Origin of the sequence: Serratia sp. CY56464, assembly GCF_052168435.1 — a bacterium.
In the GTDB taxonomy this organism is placed as follows: domain Bacteria; phylum Pseudomonadota; class Gammaproteobacteria; order Enterobacterales; family Enterobacteriaceae; genus Serratia; species Serratia marcescens.
Genome location: NZ_JBJNMV010000001.1, coordinates 1,760,002 through 1,784,348, shown reverse-complemented (window position 1 = coordinate 1,784,348; position 24,347 = coordinate 1,760,002). Strand labels below are relative to the sequence as shown.

General features: G+C 59.3%; 25 protein-coding genes. 18 read left to right on the top strand and 7 right to left on the bottom strand.

Annotation, left to right across the window (positions count from 1 at the left end; genetic code table 11):
* Nucleotides 1–38: 38 nt before the first annotated feature.
* Complete coding sequence (gene rne, locus ACJ8KE_RS08690) at nt 39–3,410, bottom strand: ribonuclease E (protein WP_079451365.1); 3,372 nt, start codon at nt 3,408–3,410, stop codon at nt 39–41.
* A 552-nt stretch (nt 3,411–3,962) separates the two neighbouring features.
* Between rne and rluC the strand changes: the two genes are divergently transcribed.
* The gene (gene rluC, locus ACJ8KE_RS08685) at nt 3,963–4,922 is read left to right on the top strand and encodes a 23S rRNA pseudouridine(955/2504/2580) synthase RluC (protein ID WP_015377448.1); all 960 of its coding nucleotides are present in this window, start codon (nt 3,963–3,965) and stop codon (nt 4,920–4,922) included.
* A 6-nt stretch (nt 4,923–4,928) separates the two neighbouring features.
* On the opposite strand, the gene ACJ8KE_RS08680 is transcribed toward rluC, so the two are convergent.
* Nucleotides 4,929–5,510: a Maf family protein gene (locus tag ACJ8KE_RS08680; RefSeq protein WP_065426414.1), complete on the bottom strand. Its 582-nt coding sequence runs from the start codon at nt 5,508–5,510 to the stop codon at nt 4,929–4,931.
* Nucleotides 5,511–5,651: 141 nt separating this feature from the next.
* Between ACJ8KE_RS08680 and yceD the strand changes: the two genes are divergently transcribed.
* The 14 genes from yceD to ptsG all read left to right on the top strand — a co-directional run bounded on the left by yceD (nt 5,652) and on the right by ptsG (nt 17,961).
* Entirely contained in the window at nt 5,652–6,173 is a 522-nt protein-coding gene (gene yceD / locus ACJ8KE_RS08675; RefSeq protein WP_004927780.1) for a 23S rRNA accumulation protein YceD, read from the top strand.
* A 16-nt stretch (nt 6,174–6,189) separates the two neighbouring features.
* Nucleotides 6,190–6,357: a 50S ribosomal protein L32 gene (rpmF, locus tag ACJ8KE_RS08670; protein WP_004927778.1), complete on the top strand. Its 168-nt coding sequence runs from the start codon at nt 6,190–6,192 to the stop codon at nt 6,355–6,357.
* Between the two features lie 11 nt (nt 6,358–6,368).
* The gene (gene plsX, locus ACJ8KE_RS08665) at nt 6,369–7,403 is read left to right on the top strand and encodes a phosphate acyltransferase PlsX (RefSeq protein WP_004928717.1); all 1,035 of its coding nucleotides are present in this window, start codon (nt 6,369–6,371) and stop codon (nt 7,401–7,403) included.
* A gap of 6 nt (nt 7,404–7,409) precedes the next feature.
* Complete coding sequence (locus tag ACJ8KE_RS08660) at nt 7,410–8,363, top strand: beta-ketoacyl-ACP synthase III (RefSeq protein WP_028128023.1); 954 nt, start codon at nt 7,410–7,412, stop codon at nt 8,361–8,363.
* An 18-nt stretch (nt 8,364–8,381) separates the two neighbouring features.
* The gene (fabD, locus tag ACJ8KE_RS08655) at nt 8,382–9,311 is read left to right on the top strand and encodes an ACP S-malonyltransferase (RefSeq protein WP_015377451.1); all 930 of its coding nucleotides are present in this window, start codon (nt 8,382–8,384) and stop codon (nt 9,309–9,311) included.
* A gap of 11 nt (nt 9,312–9,322) precedes the next feature.
* On the top strand, nt 9,323–10,057 hold the full coding sequence (gene fabG / locus ACJ8KE_RS08650) for a 3-oxoacyl-ACP reductase FabG (RefSeq protein WP_016928193.1): 735 nt from the start codon (nt 9,323–9,325) through the stop codon (nt 10,055–10,057).
* Between the two features lie 154 nt (nt 10,058–10,211).
* Complete coding sequence (acpP, locus tag ACJ8KE_RS08645; protein WP_004719003.1) at nt 10,212–10,448, top strand: acyl carrier protein; 237 nt, start codon at nt 10,212–10,214, stop codon at nt 10,446–10,448.
* Nucleotides 10,449–10,530: 82 nt separating this feature from the next.
* The gene (gene fabF, locus ACJ8KE_RS08640) at nt 10,531–11,772 is read left to right on the top strand and encodes a beta-ketoacyl-ACP synthase II (RefSeq protein ID WP_004928734.1); all 1,242 of its coding nucleotides are present in this window, start codon (nt 10,531–10,533) and stop codon (nt 11,770–11,772) included.
* Nucleotides 11,773–11,917: 145 nt separating this feature from the next.
* On the top strand, nt 11,918–12,715 hold the full coding sequence (gene pabC, locus ACJ8KE_RS08635) for an aminodeoxychorismate lyase (RefSeq protein WP_016928190.1): 798 nt from the start codon (nt 11,918–11,920) through the stop codon (nt 12,713–12,715).
* A gap of 13 nt (nt 12,716–12,728) precedes the next feature.
* A complete protein-coding gene (gene mltG / locus ACJ8KE_RS08630; RefSeq protein ID WP_442517219.1) occupies nt 12,729–13,754 on the top strand; it encodes an endolytic transglycosylase MltG in 1,026 nt (341 codons plus the stop codon).
* The gene (gene tmk / locus ACJ8KE_RS08625; RefSeq protein WP_016928188.1) at nt 13,744–14,382 is read left to right on the top strand and encodes a dTMP kinase; all 639 of its coding nucleotides are present in this window, start codon (nt 13,744–13,746) and stop codon (nt 14,380–14,382) included. The genes mltG and tmk overlap by 11 nt, the downstream gene beginning before the upstream one ends.
* Nucleotides 14,382–15,389 (top strand): DNA polymerase III subunit delta', encoded by a 1,008-nt coding sequence (gene holB / locus ACJ8KE_RS08620; protein WP_033640744.1) that lies wholly within the window; start codon nt 14,382–14,384, stop codon nt 15,387–15,389. Before tmk ends, holB begins: the two co-directional genes overlap by 1 nt.
* Before the next feature lie 19 nt (nt 15,390–15,408).
* The gene (locus ACJ8KE_RS08615) at nt 15,409–16,185 is read left to right on the top strand and encodes a metal-dependent hydrolase (RefSeq protein ID WP_016928186.1); all 777 of its coding nucleotides are present in this window, start codon (nt 15,409–15,411) and stop codon (nt 16,183–16,185) included.
* A gap of 342 nt (nt 16,186–16,527) precedes the next feature.
* Entirely contained in the window at nt 16,528–17,961 is a 1,434-nt protein-coding gene (ptsG, locus tag ACJ8KE_RS08610) for a PTS glucose transporter subunit IIBC (protein WP_016928184.1), read from the top strand.
* 56 nt (nt 17,962–18,017) lie between these two features.
* Here the strand turns inward: ptsG and ACJ8KE_RS08605 are convergent, their stop codons facing one another.
* Together ACJ8KE_RS08605 and mntR are read right to left on the bottom strand one after the other, a co-directional pair.
* Entirely contained in the window at nt 18,018–18,383 is a 366-nt protein-coding gene (locus tag ACJ8KE_RS08605; RefSeq protein WP_079449376.1) for a DUF4180 domain-containing protein, read from the bottom strand.
* A gap of 14 nt (nt 18,384–18,397) precedes the next feature.
* Complete coding sequence (mntR, locus tag ACJ8KE_RS08600) at nt 18,398–18,868, bottom strand: manganese-binding transcriptional regulator MntR (RefSeq protein WP_016928182.1); 471 nt, start codon at nt 18,866–18,868, stop codon at nt 18,398–18,400.
* 230 nt (nt 18,869–19,098) lie between these two features.
* Here mntR and ACJ8KE_RS08595 point away from each other — a divergent pair, with 230 nt between their 5' ends.
* Nucleotides 19,099–20,403 (top strand): Nramp family divalent metal transporter, encoded by a 1,305-nt coding sequence (locus tag ACJ8KE_RS08595; RefSeq protein WP_442517218.1) that lies wholly within the window; start codon nt 19,099–19,101, stop codon nt 20,401–20,403.
* Between the two features lie 9 nt (nt 20,404–20,412).
* Here the strand turns inward: ACJ8KE_RS08595 and ACJ8KE_RS08590 are convergent, their stop codons facing one another.
* Complete coding sequence (locus ACJ8KE_RS08590) at nt 20,413–21,318, bottom strand: LysR family transcriptional regulator (protein ID WP_016928180.1); 906 nt, start codon at nt 21,316–21,318, stop codon at nt 20,413–20,415.
* Nucleotides 21,319–21,475: 157 nt separating this feature from the next.
* On the opposite strand from ACJ8KE_RS08590, the gene ACJ8KE_RS08585 reads away from it, so the two are divergent.
* On the top strand, nt 21,476–21,994 hold the full coding sequence (locus ACJ8KE_RS08585; RefSeq protein WP_442517217.1) for a YybH family protein: 519 nt from the start codon (nt 21,476–21,478) through the stop codon (nt 21,992–21,994).
* A 51-nt stretch (nt 21,995–22,045) separates the two neighbouring features.
* On the opposite strand, the gene ACJ8KE_RS08580 is transcribed toward ACJ8KE_RS08585, so the two are convergent.
* Nucleotides 22,046–22,795 (bottom strand): SDR family oxidoreductase, encoded by a 750-nt coding sequence (locus ACJ8KE_RS08580; RefSeq protein ID WP_317006584.1) that lies wholly within the window; start codon nt 22,793–22,795, stop codon nt 22,046–22,048.
* 99 nt (nt 22,796–22,894) lie between these two features.
* On the opposite strand from ACJ8KE_RS08580, the gene ACJ8KE_RS08575 reads away from it, so the two are divergent.
* Nucleotides 22,895–23,272, top strand: coding sequence for a winged helix-turn-helix transcriptional regulator (locus tag ACJ8KE_RS08575; protein ID WP_075205923.1), 378 nt, complete (start codon nt 22,895–22,897; stop codon nt 23,270–23,272).
* Here ACJ8KE_RS08575 and ACJ8KE_RS08570 read toward each other — a convergent pair.
* Nucleotides 23,269–24,174, bottom strand: a complete 906-nt coding sequence (locus ACJ8KE_RS08570) for an ABC transporter substrate-binding protein (RefSeq protein WP_442517216.1) — start codon at nt 24,172–24,174, stop codon at nt 23,269–23,271. The genes ACJ8KE_RS08575 and ACJ8KE_RS08570 overlap by 4 nt on opposite strands.
* Nucleotides 24,175–24,347 lie beyond the last annotated feature (173 nt).

Below are 24,347 nucleotides of genomic sequence, written 5' to 3'. Positions count from 1 at the left end.
CCCGCCGATGGCGGGTTTTTTTAGGGTTGCAGATTAACTTATTCGTTAACCGGCTGTGGTTTGGTGGCCGGCGCGGTCGCCTGGCTCACCGCCGAATGGCCGCCTGCGGAGCCTTTGCCTTCAAAGTTGAAGGAAGGGCGCTGCCAGTCGCTGTGCTTGCGTTCTTCCGGCACATAGGCCGGCGCAGGCGCTTTGGTCATCGGCGCAGTGGCGATGTGTTTGTACAGCGCGTCCTGCACGGCTTTCACCGGCGCCGGCTGCTGAGCAACCACTGGCGCAGGGGCTTTTTCCACCGGAGCGGCTTCCACGGCTGCCGCCGCAGGTGCGGCTTCTACTTCTACCATTGGCGTTTCTTCCGCTGGCGTGGCTTCTACCACCGGTGCAGTTTCGACCACAGGCTCGTCTTCCGCTAGCGCAGGTTCAACCACTGGCTCTACAGCTACGGTTTCAGCTACCGGCTCGGCTTCCACTGCAGGGGCAGTCTCTTCCGCTTTCGGCTGTTCAACTGCAACAGTTGCCGGGGCGGTTTCCACCGGCGCCGGGATTTCCTCGGCCGGGATAGCCACGACAGGCGCTACGGCTGCAGCTTCTTCCGTTACGGTAACGGCAGCAGTTTCAACGGCGGCTTCTGGCGCAGGCGGGTTGATGCTGGCCGCCACCTGGGTTTCTTCCACGGCAACGTTGTGCTGTTCAACCGCGGCAGCGACAACCGGTGCCGCAGCCTGTTCTACGGCTTCGGTCTGCACTTCGGCTTCTTCAACCTGAGCGACCGGGTAGCTTACCCAGACTTTGCCCGATGCCATTTCCGGCGAAGCGAACGCGCCCGCCAGCGGCATTGGAGATTGCAGCGGGTAACGTTCATCGCGGTAACGACGGCGGCGCTGGCCACTGACGCGCAGGTGGCGCGGTGAACGGCGGGAACGGCGCGGCATGCCTTCGCCGTTGCCGCGGCTTTCGCCCTGGGCATCGTCTTCCGGCTGTGCGGCAACGGTTTCCGGCAGCAGCTTGACGCTGTCGTCGGCGGTCGGCTGCGCGTCTTCGGCTTTCGCTACCGGCGCTTTCGGCGCCAACAGCTCTTCCGCTGCGCGCTGCAGCTCTTCTTCGGCAGACAGGATACGCACTTTCTGCGTCAGCGTGCGGCGCTGACGGCGCTGCATGTTCTGCTGCTGGCGTTCTTCCTGTTCTTCGTCGGTGCTCTCGACCGCTTCAACGCTTTCCAGCGCTTTCACTTCCTGCTGAGCCTGACGTTTCTCTTCCTGACGGCGACGCTGGCGTTCAGCGCGCTGCTCACGGCGTTGCTGCTGATCTTCGCGCGGCGCTTTAGCGCCTTCTTCTGAAGCGGTTTCCTCCGCTACCGGCGCGTTCTGCTGCTGGTTGCGGCGGTTACGGCGCTGCTCATCGCGGGACTCACGCGATTCACGGCCTTCACGGTTCTCACGCGGTTCACGGTTGTCGCGCTCGCGATTGTCACGGCCTTCACCGCGCTCTTTACGCTCGCCGCGTTCCGGACGATCGCCACGGTCGCTACGCTCACCGCGCTCTTTACGGCCGGTGCCTTGACGGCGCTGACCGCGACGATCCTGACGACGGTTTTCACCGTTGCTTTCCGCCTTCGGCGCTTCGGCTGGTTTGGCTTCTTCGACGGCAGGTTGCTCTTCACCGGCGAACAAGTTCTTCAGACCACCGAACAGGCGACCCAGGAAGCCTGGCTTGGCGGCGGCCGGCGCTGCGGCTTTCGCCTTGGCGGCTGCAGCGGCAGGCTTGGCCACGGCGACGGGTTCTTCAGCCGGCGGCGGCGCATCGGCGGACAGCGAGAAGGAAGCCAGGGCCGGTTGCTCCGGACGCTTGCGCTCCATCGGCGCGTCTTCCAGCGGGCGCTCCATGTCTTCTTCGTGCAGCTTCGGCAGCAGGTAGCTGAGGGTAGAGGTTTCCTCGCCCTTGCGCACGCGCAGCACCGAGTAGTGCGGGGTTTGCATTTCATCGTTCGGCACGATGACGGCTTTCACGCCACCCTGACGTTTTTCGATCGCGCTGACGGATTCGCGCTTTTCGTTCAACAGGTACGAAGCGACCTGAACCGGCACGATAGCGTGAACTTCTTTGGTGTTTTCCTTCAGCGCTTCTTCTTCGATCAGGCGCAGAATGGACAGCGCCAGCGATTCGTTGTCGCGAATGGTGCCGGTGCCGTTACAGCGTGGGCACACGTGATGGCTGGACTCGCCCAGCGACGGGCTGAGGCGCTGACGCGACATTTCCAGCAGGCCGAAGCGGGAGATGCGGCCGATTTGGATGCGCGCGCGGTCTTGGCGCACGGCGTCACGCAGGCGGTTTTCCACTTCGCGCTGGTGGCGAACCGGCGTCATGTCGATGAAGTCGATGACGATCAGGCCGCCGAGGTCGCGCAGGCGCAGCTGGCGAGCGATCTCGTCCGCCGCTTCCAGGTTGGTGTTGAACGCCGTCTCTTCGATGTCGCCGCCGCGGGTTGCACGCGCGGAGTTGATGTCGATGGCGGTCAGCGCTTCGGTGCTGTCGATGACGATCGAGCCGCCGGACGGCAGGCGCACTTCGCGCTGGAAGGCGGATTCGATCTGCGATTCGATCTGATAGTGGCTGAACAGAGGAATTTCACCGCTGTACAGTTTGATTTTGCTGCTGAAATCCGGGCGGCCCAGCGCAGCGATGTGCTCTTTGGCCAGATCGAGAATTTTCGGGTTGTCGATCAGGATTTCGCCGATGTCCGGGCGCAGGTAATCGCGGAAGGCGCGCACGATAACGTTGCTTTCCTGGTGGATCAGGAACGGCGCAGAGCGGCCTTCGGCGGCTTTTTTAATCGCTTCCCAGTGCTTCAGGCGGAAGGAGAGATCCCACTGCAGCGCGTCGGCGGATTTGCCTACGCCCGCGGTGCGAACGATCAGGCCCATGCCGTCCGGCAGTTGCAGCGAAGAGAGCGCTTCTTTCAGCTCGGTGCGATCGTCGCCCTCGATGCGGCGAGAAATACCGCCGGCGCGCGGGTTGTTCGGCATCAGCACCAGATAACTGCCCGCCAGACTGATGAAGGTGGTCAAGGCGGCGCCTTTGTTGCCACGTTCTTCTTTGTCTACCTGAACGATGACTTCCTGGCCTTCGCGCAGCACATCTTTGATGTTCGGGCGACCATGGGAAGAGTAATTGCTAGGGAAGTATTCGCGGGCGATTTCTTTAAGGGGGAGGAAACCATGTCGTTCTGCGCCGTAGTCCACGAACGCTGCTTCAAGACTTGGTTCAATGCGGGTGATTTTGCCTTTGTAAATATTCGCTTTTTTCTGCTCATGACCCGGACTTTCAATATCCAAATCATACAGCCGCTGTCCATCTACGAGGGCAACACGCAACTCTTCCTGCTGAGTTGCGTTAATCAACATTCTTTTCATCTTAACTTACTCGTTATTTTTACATTATCGACAAAGCTGCGGGCAAAATAACCTCATGGCCGGAGTTAAACCGAAAGCCCCGTGTCTTCTCGCAAAGTCGTCAACCTCACGGTTGTCGCCTGCATAGGGGCGCATTATCTCGGTAAGCCTGCTTTTCTTTGTGAAAGACAGCACTTTTACTAGGGGAATAGCCTCTGATTTACGTCGACAGATCTGATTCCATTTGCCGGCCAAGCTGCAACCCGCAGCCCGCTAATTGTTTGATTTCGCATTACGTCTTACGCCATTGCTGCGTTTTTGCGCGATCAGACAAATTTTATAATTCCACCGTTTTCCCTGTTTAACGAGAATCAACGCGGAAAGTGACTGCATTATTCCACTGCTGATGCCGTTATAGCAAGGTGACTTTTCCTTAACTGCGGAAGAAATCGCAAACGTTCAAATCGGCTTGCTGCCTTATTGTCCGCTGGGGTTTCGCCCGCCGTCAGAGAGACAGTTAAGCACAGAAAAAGATGTGGCGCTATTCACGCGCTCTATTTAGAATCCCGCACCATGAAAACGAACAATCCAGCAGTACAATTCATCACGATTTCCGACGACGAAGCCGGTCAGAGAATCGACAACTTTCTGCTCGCTCGCCTGAAAGGCGTGCCGAAGAGCATGATTTATCGCATCGTGCGTAAAGGCGAGGTGCGGGTCAATAAAGGGCGCATCAAGGTTGAATACAAATTGGCGGCCGGCGACGTGGTGCGCGTGCCGCCGGTGCGGGTGGCCGAGCGCGAAGAGACGCCGGTGTCGGCCAAGCTGGATAAGGTGGCCGCGCTGGCCGACTGTATTTTGTATGAAGACGACCACCTGCTGATCCTCAACAAGCCTTCCGGCACCGCAGTGCACGGCGGCAGCGGCCTGAGCTTCGGCGTGATCGAAGGGCTGCGCGCGCTGCGCCCGGAGGCTCGTTTCCTTGAACTGGTGCACCGGCTCGATCGCGATACCTCCGGCGTGCTGTTGGTGGCCAAGAAGCGTTCCGCGCTGCGTTCGCTGCATGAGCAACTGCGGCTGAAAGGCATGCAGAAAGATTATCTGGCGCTGGTGCGCGGCCAATGGCAATCGCACTGCAAGGCCGTACAGGCGCCGCTGCTGAAAAATATTTTGCAAAGCGGTGAACGCATCGTGCGCGTCAACAGCGAAGGCAAGCCTTCGGAAACCCGCTTCAAGGTGGAAGAGCGTTACGAATTCGCCACCCTGGTGAAGGCTAGCCCAATCACCGGGCGTACCCACCAGATCCGCGTGCACACTCTGCATGCCGGGCACCCGATCGCCTTTGACGACCGCTATGGCGACCGCGAGTTCGATCGCCAACTGGCGGGTACCGGCCTGAAGCGGCTATTCCTGCACGCCGCTGCGCTGCGCTTCGAGCATCCGGCCACCGGCGAAACGATGCGCATCGAAGCGCCGATGGACGAAGAACTGCGCCACTGTCTGCAGGTGCTGCGCCGGCAGGCGGCCAAGTAATCTGCGTCACCCCAGCGGGTTGATGCCTTCAGCCCGCAACATCTCCAACAGCGCGATCAACGGCAGGCCGATCAGGGCGTTCGGATCTCGGCCTTCCAGCCTGTCGAACAACGCGATCCCCAATCCCTCGCTCTTGAAACTGCCTGCGCAGTTCAGCGGTTGCTCCAGACGTACATAGGCGGCTATCTCCGCTTCGCTCAGCGCGCGAAAATGCACGTGAAACGGCTCGCACAAAGCTTGCAGCTGCTTGCTGCGGCCGTTGTACAGCGCCAGGCCGGTATAGAAAGTCACGGCTTGGCCACTGGCCTGCCGCAGCTGCGCCCGGGCGTTTTCCTCGGTATGGGGCTTGCCGGTGATGTTGCCATCGATCACGCAGACCTGATCGGAGCCGATGATCAGATGCTCGGGATAGGCGAGGGCCAACGCCTGAGCCTTCGCCGCCGCCAGGCGCAGCACCAGCGCTTCCGCGCTTTCGCCGGGCAAGGGGGTTTCATCCACCTCCGGCGCGGCGCAGTCGAACGGCAGCTGCAGCTTCTCCAGCAGCATTTTTCGATAGGGGGAGGTGGAGGCTAAAAGCAATCTCTGCATAATTTTTTTCGCAAACCGTAGCGTAAATGGGTACGGCATTTTAAACTGTCGGCCGCTGTGGAAGCGAATATTGGTGAAAGGAGCCGTTTTACGGCCTTTTTCTTTGACTCTATGTCGTTACAAAGTTAATATGCGCGCCCTATGCAAAAGGTAAAATTACCCTTGACCATTGATGCGGTACGTACCGCTCAGAAACGCCTGGACTATGCTGGTGTCTATGCGCCTGAGCAGGTTACTCGTGTTGCCGACTCCGTGGTCAGTGTGGACAGTGATGTCGAGGTGTCGTTGTCGTTTAATATCGACAATCAACGCCTCGCGGTGATAACAGGGCATGCGGACGTCACGGTAACGTTGATGTGCCAACGCTGTGGAGTCCCGTTCGAACATCAGGTTCACACAACATATTGTTTTAGCCCGGTCGTCAATGATGAGCAGGCTGAGGCATTACCGGAAGCGTACGAACCGATCGAAGTTGACGAGTTTGGCGAAGTCGATCTGTTGGCAATGATTGAAGACGAAATTATTCTTTCACTGCCTGTCGTTCCGGTACATGAATCTGAACACTGTGAAGTGTCCGAAGCGGACATGGTATTTGGCCAACTGCCTCCTGAGGCGGAGAAACCGAATCCGTTTGCCGTATTAGCCAGTTTAAAGCGTAAGTAATTGAGGAGTAAGGTCCATGGCCGTACAACAGAATAAACCAACCCGTTCCAAGCGTGGCATGCGTCGTTCTCACGATGCTCTGACCACGACTACTCTGTCTGTAGACAAAGTATCCGGTGAAACTCACCGTCGTCACCACATCACTGCCGACGGTTTCTACCGCGGTCGCAAGGTTATCGGCTAAGTAGCGATACCTTGACTCGTCTAACCCTGGCGTTAGATGCAATGGGCGGGGACTTCGGTCCCTGCGTCACAGTGCCTGCTTCGTTGCAGGCACTGGCCTCTAATTTACAGCTTCATCTCCTGCTGGTCGGCAATCCCGACGTCATCTCTCCCTTGCTTGCCCACGCCGATCCGGTTCTTCTGGAGCGTCTGCAAGTCGTGCCCGCCGAGTCCGTGATCGCCGGCGACGCCAAACCTTCACAAGCGATACGCGCCAGCCGCGGCACGTCGATGCGCATTGCGCTCGAGCAGCTCAGCAGCGGAAACGCGCAGGGGTGCGTCAGCGCCGGCAATACCGGTGCGCTGATGGGATTGGCGAAGCTGTTGGTCAAGCCGCTGGAAGGCATCGAGCGCCCGGCGCTGATGACGGCGATCCCGAATCAGCAACGCAGCAAAACCGTGGTGCTGGATCTCGGCGCCAACGTCGAGTGCGACAGCACCATGCTGGTGCAGTTTGCCGTGATGGGGGCGGTGATGGCGGAAGAGGTGATCGGCATTGCGCAACCGCGGGTGGCGCTGCTGAATATTGGCGAAGAAGAGACCAAAGGCCTGGATAATATCCGCGAGGCGGCCGCTGTGCTAAAAAATACTCCGGCAATCAACTATATTGGTTACCTGGAAGGAAACGAACTGCTCACCGGCAAGACCGACGTGTTGGTTTGCGATGGCTTCGTGGGCAACGTCACCCTGAAAACCATGGAAGGGGTGGTCAGGGTGTTCTTATCGCTGTTGAAATCGTCCGGCGACGGAAACAAGCGAGCGTGGTGGTTGAAATTGTTGGGCCGTTGGTTGCAAAAACGGGTGGTTAAGCGGTTCGGCCACCTGAACCCCGACCAGTATAATGGCGCATGTCTGTTAGGATTGCGCAGCACCGTAGTCAAGAGCCACGGCGCTGCGAACCCTCACGCGTTTGCAGTCGCAATCGAACAGGCTGTGCAGGCGGTGCAGCGGCAAGTCCCGGAAAGGATTGCTGCGCGCCTTGAGGCTGTATTACCTAAGAGTGACTGATCGTACATGTATACAAAGATTCTCGGTACGGGGAGTTATTTGCCCGTACAAGTGCGCACCAATGCTGATTTGGAAAAAATGGTGGATACCTCTGACGAATGGATCGTCACGCGTACCGGTATCCGCGAACGTCGCATCGCAGCTGCGGATGAAACCGTTGCGACGATGAGCTTCCAGGCCGCTGAGAACGCGCTGGAAATGGCAGGTGTGGCTAAAGAAGACATTGGGCTTATCATCGTGGCGACCACCACGACCACTCACGCGTTCCCGAGCGCGGCGTGCCTGGTGCAGCAAATGCTGGGCATCAAAGACTGCGCGGCGTTCGATCTGGCTGCGGCCTGCGCCGGCTTTACTTATGCGCTCAGCGTGGCCGATCAGTACGTGAAAAACGGCGCGGTCAAACATGCGCTGGTTATCGGCGCGGACGTCTTGTCGCGCACGCTCGATCCTGAAGATCGCGGCACCATCATCCTGTTTGGCGATGGCGCGGGTGCGGTGGTGCTTGGGGCGTCTGAAGAGCCGGGCATTCTGTCTACCCATCTGCATGCCGACGGCAGCTACGGCAACCTGCTGACGCTGCCGTACAAGGATCGCCAGAATCAAGACAAGCCGGCCTATGTCACCATGGCGGGCAACGAAGTCTTCAAGGTTGCGGTCACCGAACTGGCGCGCATCGTCGACGAGACGTTGCAGGCCAACAACATGGACCGCAGCGAGCTGGATTGGCTGGTGCCGCACCAGGCCAACCTGCGCATCATCAGCGCAACGGCGAAAAAACTGGGCATGGGGATGGACAAAGTGGTGGTGACGCTCGATCGTCACGGCAACACCTCTGCCGCTTCGGTGCCTTCCGCACTGGACGAAGCCGTGCGCGACGGGCGAATTCAGCGTGGTCAACTGGTGCTGTTGGAAGCCTTCGGCGGCGGCTTTACCTGGGGCTCGGCGCTGGTTCGTTTCTGATTTGGACAGGAAGAAAAAATGACGCAATTTGCTTTTGTTTTCCCGGGCCAGGGGTCGCAGACCGTTGGCATGCTGGCCGAGTTGGCCGCACAGTTCCCGATCGTCGAAGAAACCTTCGGCGAGGCTTCTTCCGCCCTGGGTTACGACCTGTGGCAGCTGGTGCAGCAAGGTCCGGCGGAAGAACTGAACAAAACCTGGCAGACCCAACCGGCTCTGCTGGCCGCTTCGGTGGCGATTTTCCGCGTGTGGCAGCAGCAGGGCGGTAAAGCGCCTGCGCTGATGGCTGGCCACAGCCTGGGCGAGTACTCGGCGCTGGTCTGCGCCGGCGTGCTGGACTTCAAGGCGGCGATCCGTCTGGTCGAACTGCGCGGCAAGCTGATGCAGGAAGCGGTGCCGGAAGGTACCGGCGCGATGTACGCCATCATCGGTCTGGACAACGACGCGATCGCCAAGGCGTGTGAGGAGTCCGCACAGGGGCAGGTGGTTTCTCCGGTCAACTTCAACTCGCCGGGCCAGGTGGTCATCGCCGGCAACAAAGAAGCGGTTGAACGTGCGGGCGCCGCCTGCAAAGCCGCCGGCGCCAAACGTGCGCTGCCGCTGCCGGTGAGCGTGCCTTCGCACTGCGCGCTGATGAAGCCGGCCGCCGACAAGCTGGCCGTAGCGCTGCAGGACATCACTTTCAACGCGCCGCAGGTGCCGGTGGTGAACAACGTCGACGTGCGCACCGAAAACGATCCTGAAGCGATCCGCAGCGCGCTGGTGCGTCAGCTGTACAGCCCGGTGCGTTGGACCGAGAGCGTAGAATTTATCGCAGCACAGGGAGTGACGTCGCTGCTGGAAGTGGGGCCGGGCAAAGTGCTGACCGGTCTGACTAAACGTATTGTTGACACCCTGACGGCTGCGGCGGTGAACGACACCGCCAGCCTGTCGGCGGCGCTTGAACAATAAAGAGGAAAATGATGAGCTTCGAAGGTAAAATCGTTCTGGTCACCGGCGCGAGCCGCGGTATTGGCCGAGCCATTGCAGAAACGTTTGTAGCACGCGGCGCCAAAGTGATCGGCACCGCAACCAGCGAGAGCGGCGCTGAAGCGATCAGCAGCTACCTGGGCGCAAACGGCAAAGGGTTTATGTTGAACGTTGTTGATGCGCAATCTATCGACAGCGTGCTGGCATCGATTCGCGCCGAATTTGGCGAAATCGACATTTTAGTGAATAATGCCGGCATCACGCGTGATAACCTGCTGATGCGTATGAAGGATGATGAGTGGGAGGATATCCTCGACACTAACCTGACTTCCGTATTCCGCCTGTCAAAAGCGGTAATGCGCGCTATGATGAAAAAGCGGTTTGGCCGTATCATCACCATCGGTTCCGTTGTCGGCACCATGGGGAACGCAGGGCAGGCGAACTACGCGGCGGCTAAAGCCGGTCTGATTGGTTTTAGCAAATCTTTGGCACGTGAAGTTGCTTCGCGTGGCATTACGGTCAACGTCGTGGCACCTGGCTTTATTGAGACGGACATGACACGGGCGTTGACAGATGATCAACGCGCAGGCATTTTGTCATCAGTTCCAGCCAACCGGCTGGGCGATGCTAAAGAAATCGCCAGCGCTGTTGCATTTTTGGCCTCTGATGAGGCCGGCTATATCACCGGTGAAACGTTACATGTCAATGGCGGCATGTACATGATTTAAAAAATGTGAAAACCATTTGCGTTATTTGAGGCAAAAACCGCAAAATAGCGTAAAATCGTGGTTTGACCAGCCGGGATTTAGTTGCATCTTTTTCAGCATTTTATACACTACGAAAACCATCGCGAAAGCGAGTTTTGATAGGAAATTTAAGAGTATGAGCACTATCGAAGAACGCGTTAAGAAAATCATTGTTGAGCAACTGGGTGTTAAACAGGAAGAAGTTTTGAACAACGCTTCTTTCGTTGAAGATCTGGGCGCTGATTCTCTTGACACCGTTGAGCTGGTAATGGCACTGGAAGAAGAATTCGACACCGAGATTCCAGACGAAGAAGCTGAGAAGATCACTACTGTTCAGGCAGCTATTGATTTCATCAACGCTAGCCAGCAGTAAGAGAACATATCTAGGCGGTCGTTCGACCGCCTAAGTTTTTTCTATCCCTAGTGTCATATTTTTCCCTCCCTGGAGGACAAACGTGTCTAAGCGTCGAGTAGTTGTGACCGGACTGGGCATGTTGTCTCCTGTCGGCAATACGGTAGAGTCCACGTGGAACGCTCTTCTTGCCGGTCAGAGTGGCATCAGCCTGATCGACCATTTCGATACCACTGCCTATGCGACCAAGTTTGCTGGCCTGGTAAAGAATTTTAATTCTGAGGATTTCATCTCTCGCAAAGATGCGCGCAAGATGGACGCCTTTATCCAGTACGGTATCGCTGCCGGCATGCAAGCCATGCAGGATGCTGGCCTGGACATCACTGAGGCTAACGCCACCCGCATTGGAGCCGCGATCGGTTCCGGCATCGGCGGCCTGGGTTTGATCGAAGAAAACCACAGTTCACTGGTTAACGGTGGCCCACGGAAAATCAGTCCGTTCTTCGTGCCATCCACCATCGTGAATATGATTGCAGGCCACCTGACAATCATGTACGGCATGCGTGGCCCAAGCATTTCCATCGCCACCGCCTGTACTTCAGGTGTGCACAACATCGGCCATGCGGCGCGTATCATTGCCTACAATGATGCGGACGTGATGCTGGCCGGTGGGGCAGAGAAAGCCAGCACCCCATTGGGCGTCGGCGGCTTTGGCGCAGCGCGCGCCCTGTCCACCCGTAATGACAACCCGCAGGCGGCGAGCCGTCCGTGGGATAAAGACCGCGACGGCTTCGTGCTGGGCGACGGCGCCGGCATGATGGTGCTGGAAGAGTACGAACACGCGAAAAAACGCGGCGCGAAAATCTACGCCGAAGTGGTTGGCTTTGGGATGAGCAGCGACGCTTATCACATGACGTCACCACCGGAAAACGGCGCTGGCGCTGCGTTGGCGATGGAAAATGCCCTGCTTGACGCCGGTGTGACCCCGTCACAAATCGGTTACATCAACGCACACGGCACCTCTACGCCGGCGGGCGATCAGGCGGAAGCGCAGGCGGTGAAATCCGTGTTCGGCGCCGATGCAGAGCGCGTGCTGGTGAGCTCGACCAAATCGATGACCGGCCACCTGTTGGGCGCGGCGGGCGCGATCGAGTCCATCTTCACCGTGCTGGCGCTGCGCGATCAGGCGGTACCGCCAACCATCAACCTGGATAACCCGGATGAAGGTTGCGATCTGGACTTCGTGCCCCACGAAGCGCGCCAGGTCAGCGATATGGAGTACACCCTGTGTAACTCCTTCGGCTTCGGCGGCACCAATGGCTCGCTGATCTTCCGCCGAGTGTAACTCGCGCGATTGTTCGCTGATGAAAAGCCCGGTTTTTTAACCGGGCTTTTTTACGCCTGGCGTCCGGCCGTCAGCAGGGCTGCGTATTGCCTCGCCGCCTGCTATTCTGCGAGCGTAATGATATCACCCGGCAACAGGAGGAAGCATGTACTGGATTAACGGACAACGCCACGATGCGCTGGCGCCGAGCGATCGCGGCCTGCAGTTCGGCGATGGCTGTTTTACGACTGCCCGGGTTATCGACGGTAAAATCGAGCTGCTGCCCTGGCATCTGGAGCGGCTGCAGCAAGCGGCGCAGCGGCTGATGCTGCCCTCCACCGATTGGCCGGCTTTCGAGCGCGAGATGGCGCAGGCGGCCGAATCAATTCCGCTCGGCGTGGTCAAAGCGATACTGACGCGCGGCAGCGGCGGGCGGGGTTACAGCCCGACCGGGTGCGAAAACCCGACGCGCATCGTGGCCCGCAGCAGCTACCCTGCGCACTATTTGCAGTGGCGCGAGCAGGGCATTACGCTTGCGCTCAGCCCGGTGGCGCTGGCGCGCAATCCGCTGCTGGCGGGGTTGAAGCATTTGAACCGCCTGGAGCAGGTGCTGATCCGCGCGCATCTTGACCAGACGGCCGCCGACGAGGCGCTGGTGCTTGACACTGCCGGTATGCTGGTGGAATGCTGTGCGGCTAATTTGTTCTGGCGTAAGGGAAAAGCGGTATTTACCCCGGATCTGAGCCAGGCGGGCGTCGCGGGCCTGATGCGGCGGCGAGTGATCGCGCTGCTGGCGGGCTCGGAATACCGTCTGCACTGCGTCAGTGAACCGCTGGATACGCTGGCCGATGCCGACGAAGTCCTGGTGAGCAATGCGCTAATGCCGTTGCTGCCGGTAAACGCTGCGCAATCATGGCGTTATGCTTCACGTCAGCTGTATGATTTTTTGCGTCCACACTGTTAACCATGGCTAATTGATGAAGAAAAGAAAGCTGAAGGTCCTGTCTGTTATTGTTGTTCTGATATTGGCGCTGTTGTTTTGGGGCTACCAGAAGATCGAACGCTTTGCCGATACGCCACTGGCTATCCAACAAGAAACCATCTTCAAACTGCCGGCCGGCACTGGCCGGGTAGCGCTCGAAGGGTTACTGGTACGCGATAAATTGGTGCACAATGGCCGCTGGTTCCAGTGGCTGCTGAAGCTGGAGCCGGAGCTGGCGGAATTTAAAGCCGGTACCTACCGGTTCACGCCGGGCATGACGGTGCGCCAGATGCTGAAACTGTTGGCCAGCGGCAAAGAGGCGCAGTTCACCGCACGCTTTATCGAAGGCTCACGCCTGCGTGACTGGCAGCAGGTGTTGCAGCAGTCCAAATACCTGAAACACACCCTGGCGGGCAAGAGCGAAGCGGAGATCGCCGCTGCGCTCGGCATTCCTGCGGGAGAAACCCCGGAAGGACATTTGTACCCGGATACCTATCAGTATACCGCCGGCATGAGCGACATCGCGCTGCTCAAACGCGCGCATGTGCGCATGAACAAAGCGCTGCAGGCCGCTTGGGCCGGCCGCGACACCAGCCTGCCGTACAAAAAGCCGGAAGAGCTGCTGACCATGGCTTCGATCGTCGAGAAAGAGACCGCCGTGCCGGAAGAGCGCAGCAAGGTGGCGTCGGTGTTCGTCAACCGCTTGCGCATCGGCATGCGTCTGCAGACCGATCCGACGGTGATCTACGGCATGGGCGAAAGCTATAATGGCAACATCACGCGCAAGGATCTGGAGACGCCGACGCCTTACAACACCTATGTGATCGCCGGCCTGCCGCCAACGCCGATCGCCATGCCGGGTGAGGCCTCGTTGCAGGCGGCCGCCAATCCGGCCAAAACGCCATATCTCTATTTTGTCGCCGACGGCAAGGGTGGGCATACCTTCACCACCAATCTGGCGAGCCATAACCAGGCGGTGCGCGTGTACCGTCAGGCGTTAAAGGAAAAGAATGAAAAGTAAATTCGTTGTAATTGAAGGGCTGGAAGGCGCGGGCAAAACCACCGCGCGCGATACGGTGGTCAATGTGCTGCGTGAACATGGCATCAACGATATCGTCTTCACCCGTGAACCCGGCGGCACGCCGCTGGCGGAGAAGCTGCGCGATCTGTTCAAGCGCGGCATCGACGGCGAATTGCCGACCATCAAGGCCGAAGTCTTGATGCTGTACGCTGCGCGCGTGCAGCTGGTGGAAACCGTGATCAAACCCGCCCTGGCGCGCGGCGCCTGGGTGGTGGGCGATCGCCACGATCTCTCTTCACAGGCTTACCAGGGCGGCGGCCGCGGTGTGGATCCGCAGTTGATGACCTCGCTGCGCGACACCGTGCTGGGGGATTTCCGCCCGGATTTGACGGTCTATCTCGATCTGCCGCCGCTGGTCGGCCTGCAACGCGCGCAGGCGCGCGGCCAGTTGGATCGCATCGAACAGGAGGCGCTGCCGTTCTTCGAACGCACCCGCGCTCGCTATCTCGAGCTGGCGGCGCAGGATGAAACCATCGTCACCGTCGACGCCGCCCAGCCGCTGGAGCAGGTGACTGCGGCGATCCGCGACTGCGTCGGCCACTGGCTGCGGCAGCAGGAAGGCGCATAATGAACTGGTACCCGTGGCTGAACGGCCCTTATCGCCAGCTGATTGGGCAGTACGCTGAGGGCCGTGGCCATCATGCGCTGCTGCTGCACGCGGCGGCGGGCAATGGTGACGATGCGCTGGCCTACGGCTTGAGCCGCTGGTTGATCTGCCAACAGCGCAACGGCGAAAAAAGCTGTGGCGAGTGTCACAGCTGCCGGCTGATGCTGGCGGGCAACCACCCGGATTATCATGTGCTGGCGCCGGAAAAGGGCAAGAGCAGCCTGGGTATCGAACCGATTCGCCAGGTGATTGAAACGCTGTACGCTCACGCTCAACAGGGCGGCGCCAAGGTGATTTGGCTGCCGCAGGCGGAACAGCTGACCGAGGCGGCGGCCAACGCGCTGTTGAAAACGCTGGAAGAGCCGCCGGAGAAAACCTATTTTCTGCTGGGTTGCCGTGAGCCGTCGCGGCTGATGGCGACGTTGCGCAGCCGCTGCCTGTACTGGCATTTGGCCAGCCCGGATGAACAACTCAGCCTGCAGTGGCTGAGCCGGCAGGCGGCCGGTTCTCAGACGGACCGCCTCACGGCGCTGCGCCTGCACGACGGCGCGCCGCTGGCCGCCGAACAGCTGTTGCAGCCGCAGCAGTGGCAGCAGCGCAGCGCGCTGTGCGCCGCCTTGAGCGCCGCGCTGCCGCAGCGCGATATGCTGTCGCTGCTGCCGGCGCTGAACCATGAAGACGTCGCCGAGCGCCTGCACTGGCTGTGCGCGCTGCTGGTGGACGCCATGAAGTGGCAGCAGGGCGCGCATCACTATGTATTGAATCAGGATCAGCAGCCGCTGGTGCATCAGTTGGCCAGCCTGCTGAGCAGCGCCTCGCTGCAACAGATCGTGCAGCAGTGGTTGAACTGCCGCCATCAGCTGCTCAGCGTGGTGGGCGTCAACCGCGAGCTGCTGCTGACCGAACAGTTACTTCGCTGGGAACAGATGCTTGGCGCCGCCGGCTATTCCCACCCTCACTCGCTGTAAAGTTAAAGAGTTAAACATTATGTTGTTAGTCGATTCTCATTGCCACCTTGACAGTCTGGATTATCAGACGCTGCACCAGAATGTGGACGACGCGCTGGCCAAGGCCAAAGCGCGCGACGTCGGCTATGTGCTGGCGGTCGCCACCACGTTGCCGGGTTACCGTTCCATGACCGAACTGATCGGCGAGCGCAACGACGTGGCCTTCTCGTGCGGGGTGCATCCGCTCAATCTGGAAGAGGGTTATGATTACGCCGAACTGCGTCGCCTGGCGGCGGCGGAGCAGGTGGTGGCGCTGGGAGAGACCGGGCTCGATTACTTCTACCAGAAAGACAACCTTGAGCTGCAGCAGGACTCTTTCCGCGAACATATCCGCATTGGCCGGGATCTGAACAAGCCGGTGATCGTCCACACCCGCGATGCGCGCGCGGACACGCTGGCGATCCTGCGTGAAGAGAATGCACAGGACTGCGGCGGTGTGCTGCACTGCTTCACCGAAGATCTGGCCACGGCCGAAGCCCTGTTGGATCTGGGCTTCTACATCTCTTTCTCCGGTATCGTCACCTTCCGCAATGCCGAACAGCTGCGCGAAGTGGCGCGTTATGTGCCGCTGGATCGCATTTTGGTGGAAACCGACTCGCCGTACCTGGCGCCGGTGCCGCATCGCGGCAAAGAAAACCAACCCGCCTATGTGCGTGATGTGGCTGAATACATGGCGGTATTGAAGGGCGTTAGCCTGGAACAACTGGCCGAAGCCACCACCGCCAACTTTTCACGCTTATTTCACCTCGAACTGTGATCTTTGACCTAGGCTATAGCTGTAGGTCATTGTCTGCGTAATTTTTTTTAAGCTCGTAATTAATCACTGAAACGGGTAAGGTTCCCTCCCGTTTCAAGGTGGTTGGTGCGCGTTTTTTGCTCTGTTTTGCCAAAAAAACGCCGATTTTTGCAAAGTTGCGCGGCTCGATCATCGAAACGTGATTGTCATCAAACATTGCGCAGGCTATTTATTTTACTCTGCGTAATAAATTCAAGGGGTGCTCAGACACCCTGAATTGCAGGGGTTTTTCTCCCCCCCTTGCAGCGCGAATCATCGCGACAAGAAGTAGCAAAGCATTATTACTCAGGAGCACACTCAACTATGTTCAAGAACGCATTTGCAAACCTGCAAAAAGTAGGTAAATCGCTCATGCTGCCGGTGTCCGTGTTGCCTATCGCAGGTATCCTGCTGGGCGTCGGCTCCGCCAACTTTAGCTGGCTACCTGCGGTAGTCTCCCACGTGATGGCGGAAGCGGGCGGTTCGGTCTTCGCCAATATGCCGCTGATTTTCGCCATCGGCGTCGCTCTGGGCTTCACCAACAACGACGGCGTTTCCGCGCTGGCGGCGGTGGTGGCTTACGGCATTATGGTGAAAACCATGGCGGTGGTTGCGCCGCTGGTGCTGCACCTGCCGGCTGAAGAAATTGCGGCCAAACACCTGGCGGATACCGGCGTGCTCGGGGGGATTATCTCCGGCGCCATCGCGGCCTATATGTTCAACCGCTTCTTCCGCATTCAACTGCCGGAATACCTGGGCTTCTTTGCCGGTAAGCGTTTCGTGCCGATCATTTCCGGTCTGGCGGCGATCGTTCTGGGCGTAGTGCTGTCCTTCATCTGGCCGCCGATCGGTACGGCTATCCAGACCTTCTCGCAGTGGGCGGCTTATCAGAACCCGGTCGTGGCCTTCGGCATTTACGGCGTGGTTGAGCGTGCTCTGGTGCCGTTCGGTCTGCACCACATCTGGAACGTGCCGTTCCAAATGCAAATCGGTGAATTCACCAACGCGGCGGGCCAGGTGTTCCACGGCGACATCCCTCGCTACATGGCGGGTGACCCAACCGCGGGCAAACTGTCCGGCGGCTTCCTGTTCAAAATGTACGGTCTGCCTGCTGCGGCCATCGCCATCTGGCACTCGGCCAAGCCGGAAAACCGCGCGAAAGTCGGCGGCATCATGATCTCCGCCGCGCTGACCTCGTTCCTGACCGGTATCACCGAGCCGATCGAGTTCTCCTTCATGTTCGTTGCGCCGATCCTGTACGTGATCCACGCTATCCTGGCCGGTCTGGCGTTCCCAATCTGCATCCTGTTGGGCATGCGTGACGGCACCAGCTTCTCGCACGGCCTGATCGACTTTATCGTACTGAGCGGCAACAGCAGCAAAATCTGGCTGTTCCCAATCGTCGGCATCGTCTACGGTCTGGTGTACTACACCATCTTCCGCGTGCTGATTGCCAAGTTGGATCTGAAAACTCCGGGCCGTGAAGACACCGCTGCCGAGCAGACTGCGCAGGGCGGTTCCGAAATGTCCGCGGCGCTGGTTCAGGCCTTCGGCGGTAAAGAAAACATCACTAACCTGGATGCTTGCATCACCCGTCTGCGTGTCAGCGTGGCCGACGTGTCCAAAGTCGACCAGGCGGGCCTGAAGAAACTGGGCGCAGCCGGCGTAGTCGTCGCTGGCTCCGGCGTGCAGGCCATCTTCGGCACCAAGTCCGACAACCTGAAAACCGATATGGACGAATACATCCGTAATCATTGATTCAGGTAGGGGAGTTATCAAGGGAGGCGCAAGCCTCCCTTTTTTATTGCTTGTCGTCAGGCGCCAAGGCGCTGTTCGAGTTCGGCGAGAGAAGGAAGGAACCAGACCTGTTCGCCGCGATTGGCTTCGCGAACGAAATCTTGCAGCGCGTTGCTTTGCGCTAACCAAGGGGTGATATCGCCCAGCAGCGTCACGCGCAGGTGGTAGTTGATGAATTTCTGCAATACGGCGCCGGCAATGCCGCTTTTGAGCTGGAAAAAGGTGGCGTCGAGGCGGTTGATGGGGAGGGCAATCATCCCGGCCTCGTGTTCAAAGGCGGGCGCGATAAACAGGCTGACGTCGTTTTCGTCTTTCAACATCGGCCCGGCTTCGGCGAAAACCACCAGGCACAGATCGTAGACTTGCTGCACGGCGTAGCTCATCGGCGCTCCGGGAGTCAGGGTTTGGCATGTTTTTGCAGGTAATGCTCGAACACCGCCAGCGTTTCGTCCGAGATATGGTGTTCAATCCCTTCGCTGTCCAGCTCGGCAGTTTCGCTCGGCACCCCGAGGCACATCAGCAGATCGACCACGATGCGGTGACGGCGGCGCACCTTCTGCGCCAGCTGCTCGCCTTCTTCCGTTAGAAACACCCCGCGATAAGGGCGCGACTCCACCAGCCCGGCGCTTTTGAGCCGCGCGATATTTTTGATCGCCGTCGGGTGAGAGACGCCGAAGCGGCGCGCGATATCGGTGGTTCTGGCTTCGCGGGTGCTTTGCAGCAAATCGGCAATCAGCTCAACGTAATCTTCGATCAGCGCATTGGACTGCGCTTCGCGGGCGCGGCTAAAACGCAGGGCGTGCTCGGCCTCGTCCGGCATGTCGGTCTGGGCGTGGCGGTCGGCGTTATCTGGCGCGCGGGTAACCATAGCGTGGGGCGTCCTGTAAGCATAAAAATGGCGTCTCCCGGCAATGCGGGGAGGGTTGCCCTAAGTTAGTCCAAATAGCACACATTATCAATTCGATGCCACGCATTGTGGTAGTTAGAAATATCTCTACACAAAGCCCATTAATTTCGCCTGTTGCATAAAGTGTAGCCGATGCTACATTGTCAGCATGATCGGTGGAAAAATAACCAGCAAAAGATTAAGGGTACTTCATGCGAGACGCGGCTACTCCCTCATCGTTAACCGAACGGACCAACATCGCGATTGGCGCCGCCCTTGCCGGACGCAAGCGCGGCGCCTTTACGCCGTTGCTGTTCGCCGGCCCGGCGGTGATTGCCTCGATCGCCTATATGGACCCCGGTAATTTCGCCACCAACATTCAGGCCGGGGCGAAATACGGCTACAGCCTGCTGTGGGTGGTGGTGATGGCCAACCTGATCGCCATGCTGTTTCAGGCGCTGTCGGCCAAACTGGGCATCGTCACCAACCGCAATCTGGCGGAAATGTGCCGCGACCAGTTTTCACGGCCGGTGGTGATCGGCATGTGGCTGCTCAGCGAAGTGGCGGCGATGGCCACCGATTTGGCGGAGTTTCTCGGCGGGGCGATTGCGCTGGCGCTGCTGTTCCATATGCCGCTGCTGGCGGGGATGGGGGTGACGGCGGTGATCACCTATGCGCTGTTGATGGTGGAAAAGAAAGGTTTCCGCCCGGTCGAGCTGATGATCGGCGGCCTGGTGGGCATCATCGCGCTGTGCTATCTGGTGGAGATGTTCATCGTGCCGGTGAACTGGCAGGCGGCCGGCATCGGCATGGTGACGCCGCAGTTGCCGGATGCCCAGGCGCTGACCATCGCCGTCGGCATTATCGGCGCCACCGTGATGCCGCACGCCATTTTCCTGCACTCGGGATTGACCCAGCACCGCAGCCCGGCCAGCGACAACGGCGAGCGGCGCAAGCTGCTGCGCTTTTCCAATATTGAAGTGGTGATCGCGCTGGCCCTTGCCGGGCTGGTGAATATTGCGATGGTGATCATGGCCTCGAGCGCCTTCCACGCCGGTAACAGCGACGTGGCCGAAATTGGCTCCGCCTACCATACCCTGACGCCGCTGTTCGGCGCGGCGGCGGCCGGCATCTTCCTGGCTTCGCTGATCGCCTCCGGCATTTCCAGCTCGGTGGTGGGCACCATGGCCGGGCAAATGATCATGCAGGGCTTCGTCGGTTTCCGTATCCCGGTGTGGGTGCGCCGCCTGGTCACCATGGTGCCGGCGTTTATCGTGGTGGCGATGGGCGTCAACGCCACCGACGCGCTGGTCTACAGCCAGGTGGTGCTGAGCCTGGCGCTGCCGGCGCCGATGATCGCGTTGGTGATGTTCACCCGTCGCCGCGACATCATGGGCGAGTTCGCCAACGGCCGCTGGACCAGTCTGGCGGCGGTGGTCGGCACGGTGGTGATCGTGCTGCTCAACGGGGTGTTGCTGCTGCAGACTTTCGGCGTCGATATCCCTGGACTGGGGTGAGGCGCGCGCTCAGGGCCTGGCGAATTTGTCGGTGAACAGCTCGCTGATGAAGTCGACGAAGACCCGAATTTTGTGGCTGCGATCCCGCAGGCGCGGATAGAGAATATTGATCGGCGCCCCTGTGGGCGCCCATTCCTGCAGTATCGGCTCCAATTCCCCTGTCTTCAGATAATTTTCCAGCGTGCAATCCAGCAAGTAAACCAGGCCGAGGTGATTCCTGGCCACCTCGCACAGCGATTGAGAATGGTTGAAGCTCAGCAGCGGGCTGGGCGCCAGAGAGTAGCGTTCGTCGCCGCGAATGAACTGCCAGTCGTCCGCCGCCGCTGCGCCTGAACGCATAAATCCCAGCCGCTGATGCTGTTGCAGCTGTTCCGGGTGTTCCGGCCGGCCATGGCGCGCAAAATAATCGGGCGACGCACAGCACAGGTAGCGTGGTTGCAGCAATTGACGGCTGACCATCTCGGGGATGTCGCCGGCGCCGATGCGAATAAATACGTCGGCGCGATCTTCCGCCGGATTGACCAAGCGATCGCTAACCGACACGCTGAGCTGCAACTCTGGGTATTGCGCCAAAAAAGCCGGCAGCGCCGGGGCGATATGCATGCTGCTCAGCATTGAGGCTATCTCAACCCGCAGCGGTCCGCGCGGTTGTTCAAAGTCACCCGACATGTCGTTTTTCAGCTGGTCAAACTGCCGCAGTATCTCTTGCGCGGTGCGATAGCAACGCTCCCCGGCGCTGGTCAGCGAGAAGCGCCGGGTTGAACGCTTGAAGAGGGACTGCCCGAACTGTTTTTCAAGCTGATTGATGCTGTACGTGACGCTGGCTGGGGAGAGCCCCATTTTGGTTGCCGCCTGGCTGAATCCCTCCATTTCCACCACCTGGCAGAACACGCGCAACGCATGCAGTTCGTTCATGTTAACAGCTTCCATTATTTAAATTATTAAAAGAGTATTTTTAAATATGCCAGCTGTCAATTTAACGCGGCATTGGATAATTTATTTTAAGCGCTTTTATTTATCTGAAATCGCATCCTTATTGCCATAATGAAATAACGCCGAAGAGGATATTTATATGAAAAAGTTAACTGCCGTATTGTTATTGGCGGGCGCGGGTTTGTGCGGCCAAACTTATGCCGCAAGCAGCGAGGCCGCACCGCAACGTTACAGGGTTTCCGCAGAGGCGGGCGTCGCGGCAGAGCAGAAGGCGGTGTATGAGCTGATAAACCGCTACCAGACAGCGCTTAACGCCGGCGACACACAAACGATTTTGTCACTTTTTGCGCCAGAAAGTTACTCGCAATGGAACGAAAAACCGACGGCGGACAGCAATGAAAAGCGCCGCCAACAATATGACAACTTATTTAAAAACGAGAAATTTGAAACCGAGTTTGCTTATGACAGCGTCAGCGTGAACGGTAATATGGCCTATGTGCGAACGCACCATCATCGCGGCGCAACGGTCACCCGAATAAGCGACGGCGCCACCCTGATCGATTTAAACCGTGAAGTATTTGTATTGGAGAAACAGCAGGGCCAATGGAAGATCGTGGTCTACACCTTTAATACCAATCCGATTCAAGGGGTGAGCTGATAAGGACAGATAAAGGCCGCGCAAGCGGCCTTCTTAGGGTGTCGCGCGCGGTTACAGGTTCCCCACGCCGCCGTCCATTTGCAGCTCCGCGCCGACCATAAATGCCGACTCGTCCGCCGCCAGAAACACCGCCGCTTTGGCCAGTTCCAGCGCGCTGCCCATGCGGCCGATCGGCACCAGCGCGCGGATATCGTCGCGCAATGCCTGCTCATCCGCTTCCGCCAGCCCCAGCTTACCCAGCGCCGGGGTTTCGGTCGGGCCGGGGCTGAGGCCGTTGACGCGAATGCCGCGCGCGTGCAGCTCGCCGGAGAGCGTTCTGGCCAAAGATAACAAACCGGCTTTGCTGGCGGCGTAGGCGCTGCTCTGCGGCAGGCCGATATGGGCGCTGACCGAACCGCACAGGATCACCGAAGAAGGGTTGGCCAGCAGCGGCAGCAGCGCCTGGATCAGAAAGAACGGTCCCTTGAGGTTGATGTCCATCAGCCGCTGGTAGCTCTGTTCATCCCATTCCTGCAGCGGGCGGTGCGTGACATCGCCGGCGTTAACGTACAGCACGTCCAGCCGCGGCCACCGTTGCTCCAACTGCTGCGCCAGCGCGCGCTGTTGTGGGAGGTCGCCGGCGTCGCTCAGCAGCAGCAGCGCGTTGCCCGCCAATGCCTGGCCCGCCGTGTCCAGGGCGCGTTGGCTGCGGCCGGTGATCGCCACCGTCGCGCCCTCGGCGATGAACTGGCGGGCGGTTTCCAACCCGATGCCGCTGGTGCCGCCGGTGATCAATGCGTATTTGCCTTGCAGTCGTGACATAACCGATTCCTCTTTAGCGTCAGTTTCGGCATTATTTGCGCTATAGTTACTTTTGCATAGTAGGCACCTTTTGGATACTAATGGACGAGGTGGGATGAAATGACGACGCAAGCGCCCTTAGCGGCGGAAAATAATTTGGCGGCGTTGCCGACGGCGGGTGAACCTTGCCCGATGGTGGACTTCGTCAATCTGGTGTCGGGCAAATGGGCGATACCGATCTTGTACCGGCTGATCATGATCGATGGCCCGGTACGATTCAGCGAGCTGCAGCGGGCGGTGGCGCCCATTGCACAAAAAGAGCTGACGCGCCAGCTGCGGCTGTTCGAACAGCGCGGTCTGGTGACGCGGCAGGTGTTTCCCGAAGTGCCGCCGCGAGTGGAGTATCAGGTCACCGCGCTGGGCAAATCGCTGCGGCCAACGTTGGACTCGCTGGCCGAGTGGATGCGTCGGCATGCGCCGCAGCTGATCGGCAGCTAGTCGCCGATGCCCGGCGGATTGATGGCGGAGCGCTCGACCTTTTCGTCGCCTTCGCCCCAGCGTTCCAGCACCTGCGCGTATTCACCGCTGACGATGACGCCGTTGATGGCGGCGTTGACGGCGTTCACCAACCCGTTGCCTTTTTTGGTGGTGACCGCGACATAGGCCACGTTGGGGCCGATGCCGACCATTTTGGTTTTGCCGGTCAGCGCCGCCTTGTAGGCGCCGGTAGAGTGGGGGCCGAAGAACGCATCGGCGCGCCCGGACTGAATGCTGAGGTTGGTGGCGGCGTCGTCGGTCACGTAGATCGGCTGCACCGGCGGCAGCCCGGCGGCGCGATTCTGCTTATCCCATCCCAGCAGAATGTTTTCCTGATTGGTGCCGGATCCGACGATGATCCGCAGACCGGCGACGTCCTGCGGCCGGTTGATCGCGGTGATGTTGCTGGTGGATTTGACGTAAAAGCCCAGCGTGTCCACTCGGTAAGTGGCGAAGTCGAATTTGGTTTTACGCTGTTTGGTGACGGCGATGTTGAAGATCGCCGCATCGTATTTGCCCGCGCTGATGCCAAGCGGCCAATCTTCCCAGGAGGTGGGCACCAGATTCAGCTCCAGCCCGAGGCTGTCGGCCACCAGGCGGGCGATGTCCGGATCGCTGCCGATCAGCGTTTTATTGTCTTCGGCGAACAGCGCCAGCGGCGGGGAGTTCTCGAATGCCACCGCCACCGTCAGCTTGCCGGGCACCGCGAAGTGAAAGTTCGCCGGAATCAGCGCGATAGCGGCGGGGTTCTTCTCTGAGCGTATCGGCTGTCGATTAGCCTGCAGATCGATACCGCCCGACGGGGCCGCCTGCACGGCGGCGCTCAGCAACAGCGCGCACAGCGCCGGAATCCTCGGTAACATAACGCCCTCTATCCTTTGTTAATCATGGGGTTACTATTGGCGGCGGCGCGGGGCAAGTAAAGCAACAATAGTGAATAACCAAAGTGAAAAGATGCACAAGCGGGGGGCCGGCCTGCGCGAATCTGCAGCACTCGACGTGGAAAGTGCGCAATCAGGTTGAAAGCAGTAGAATT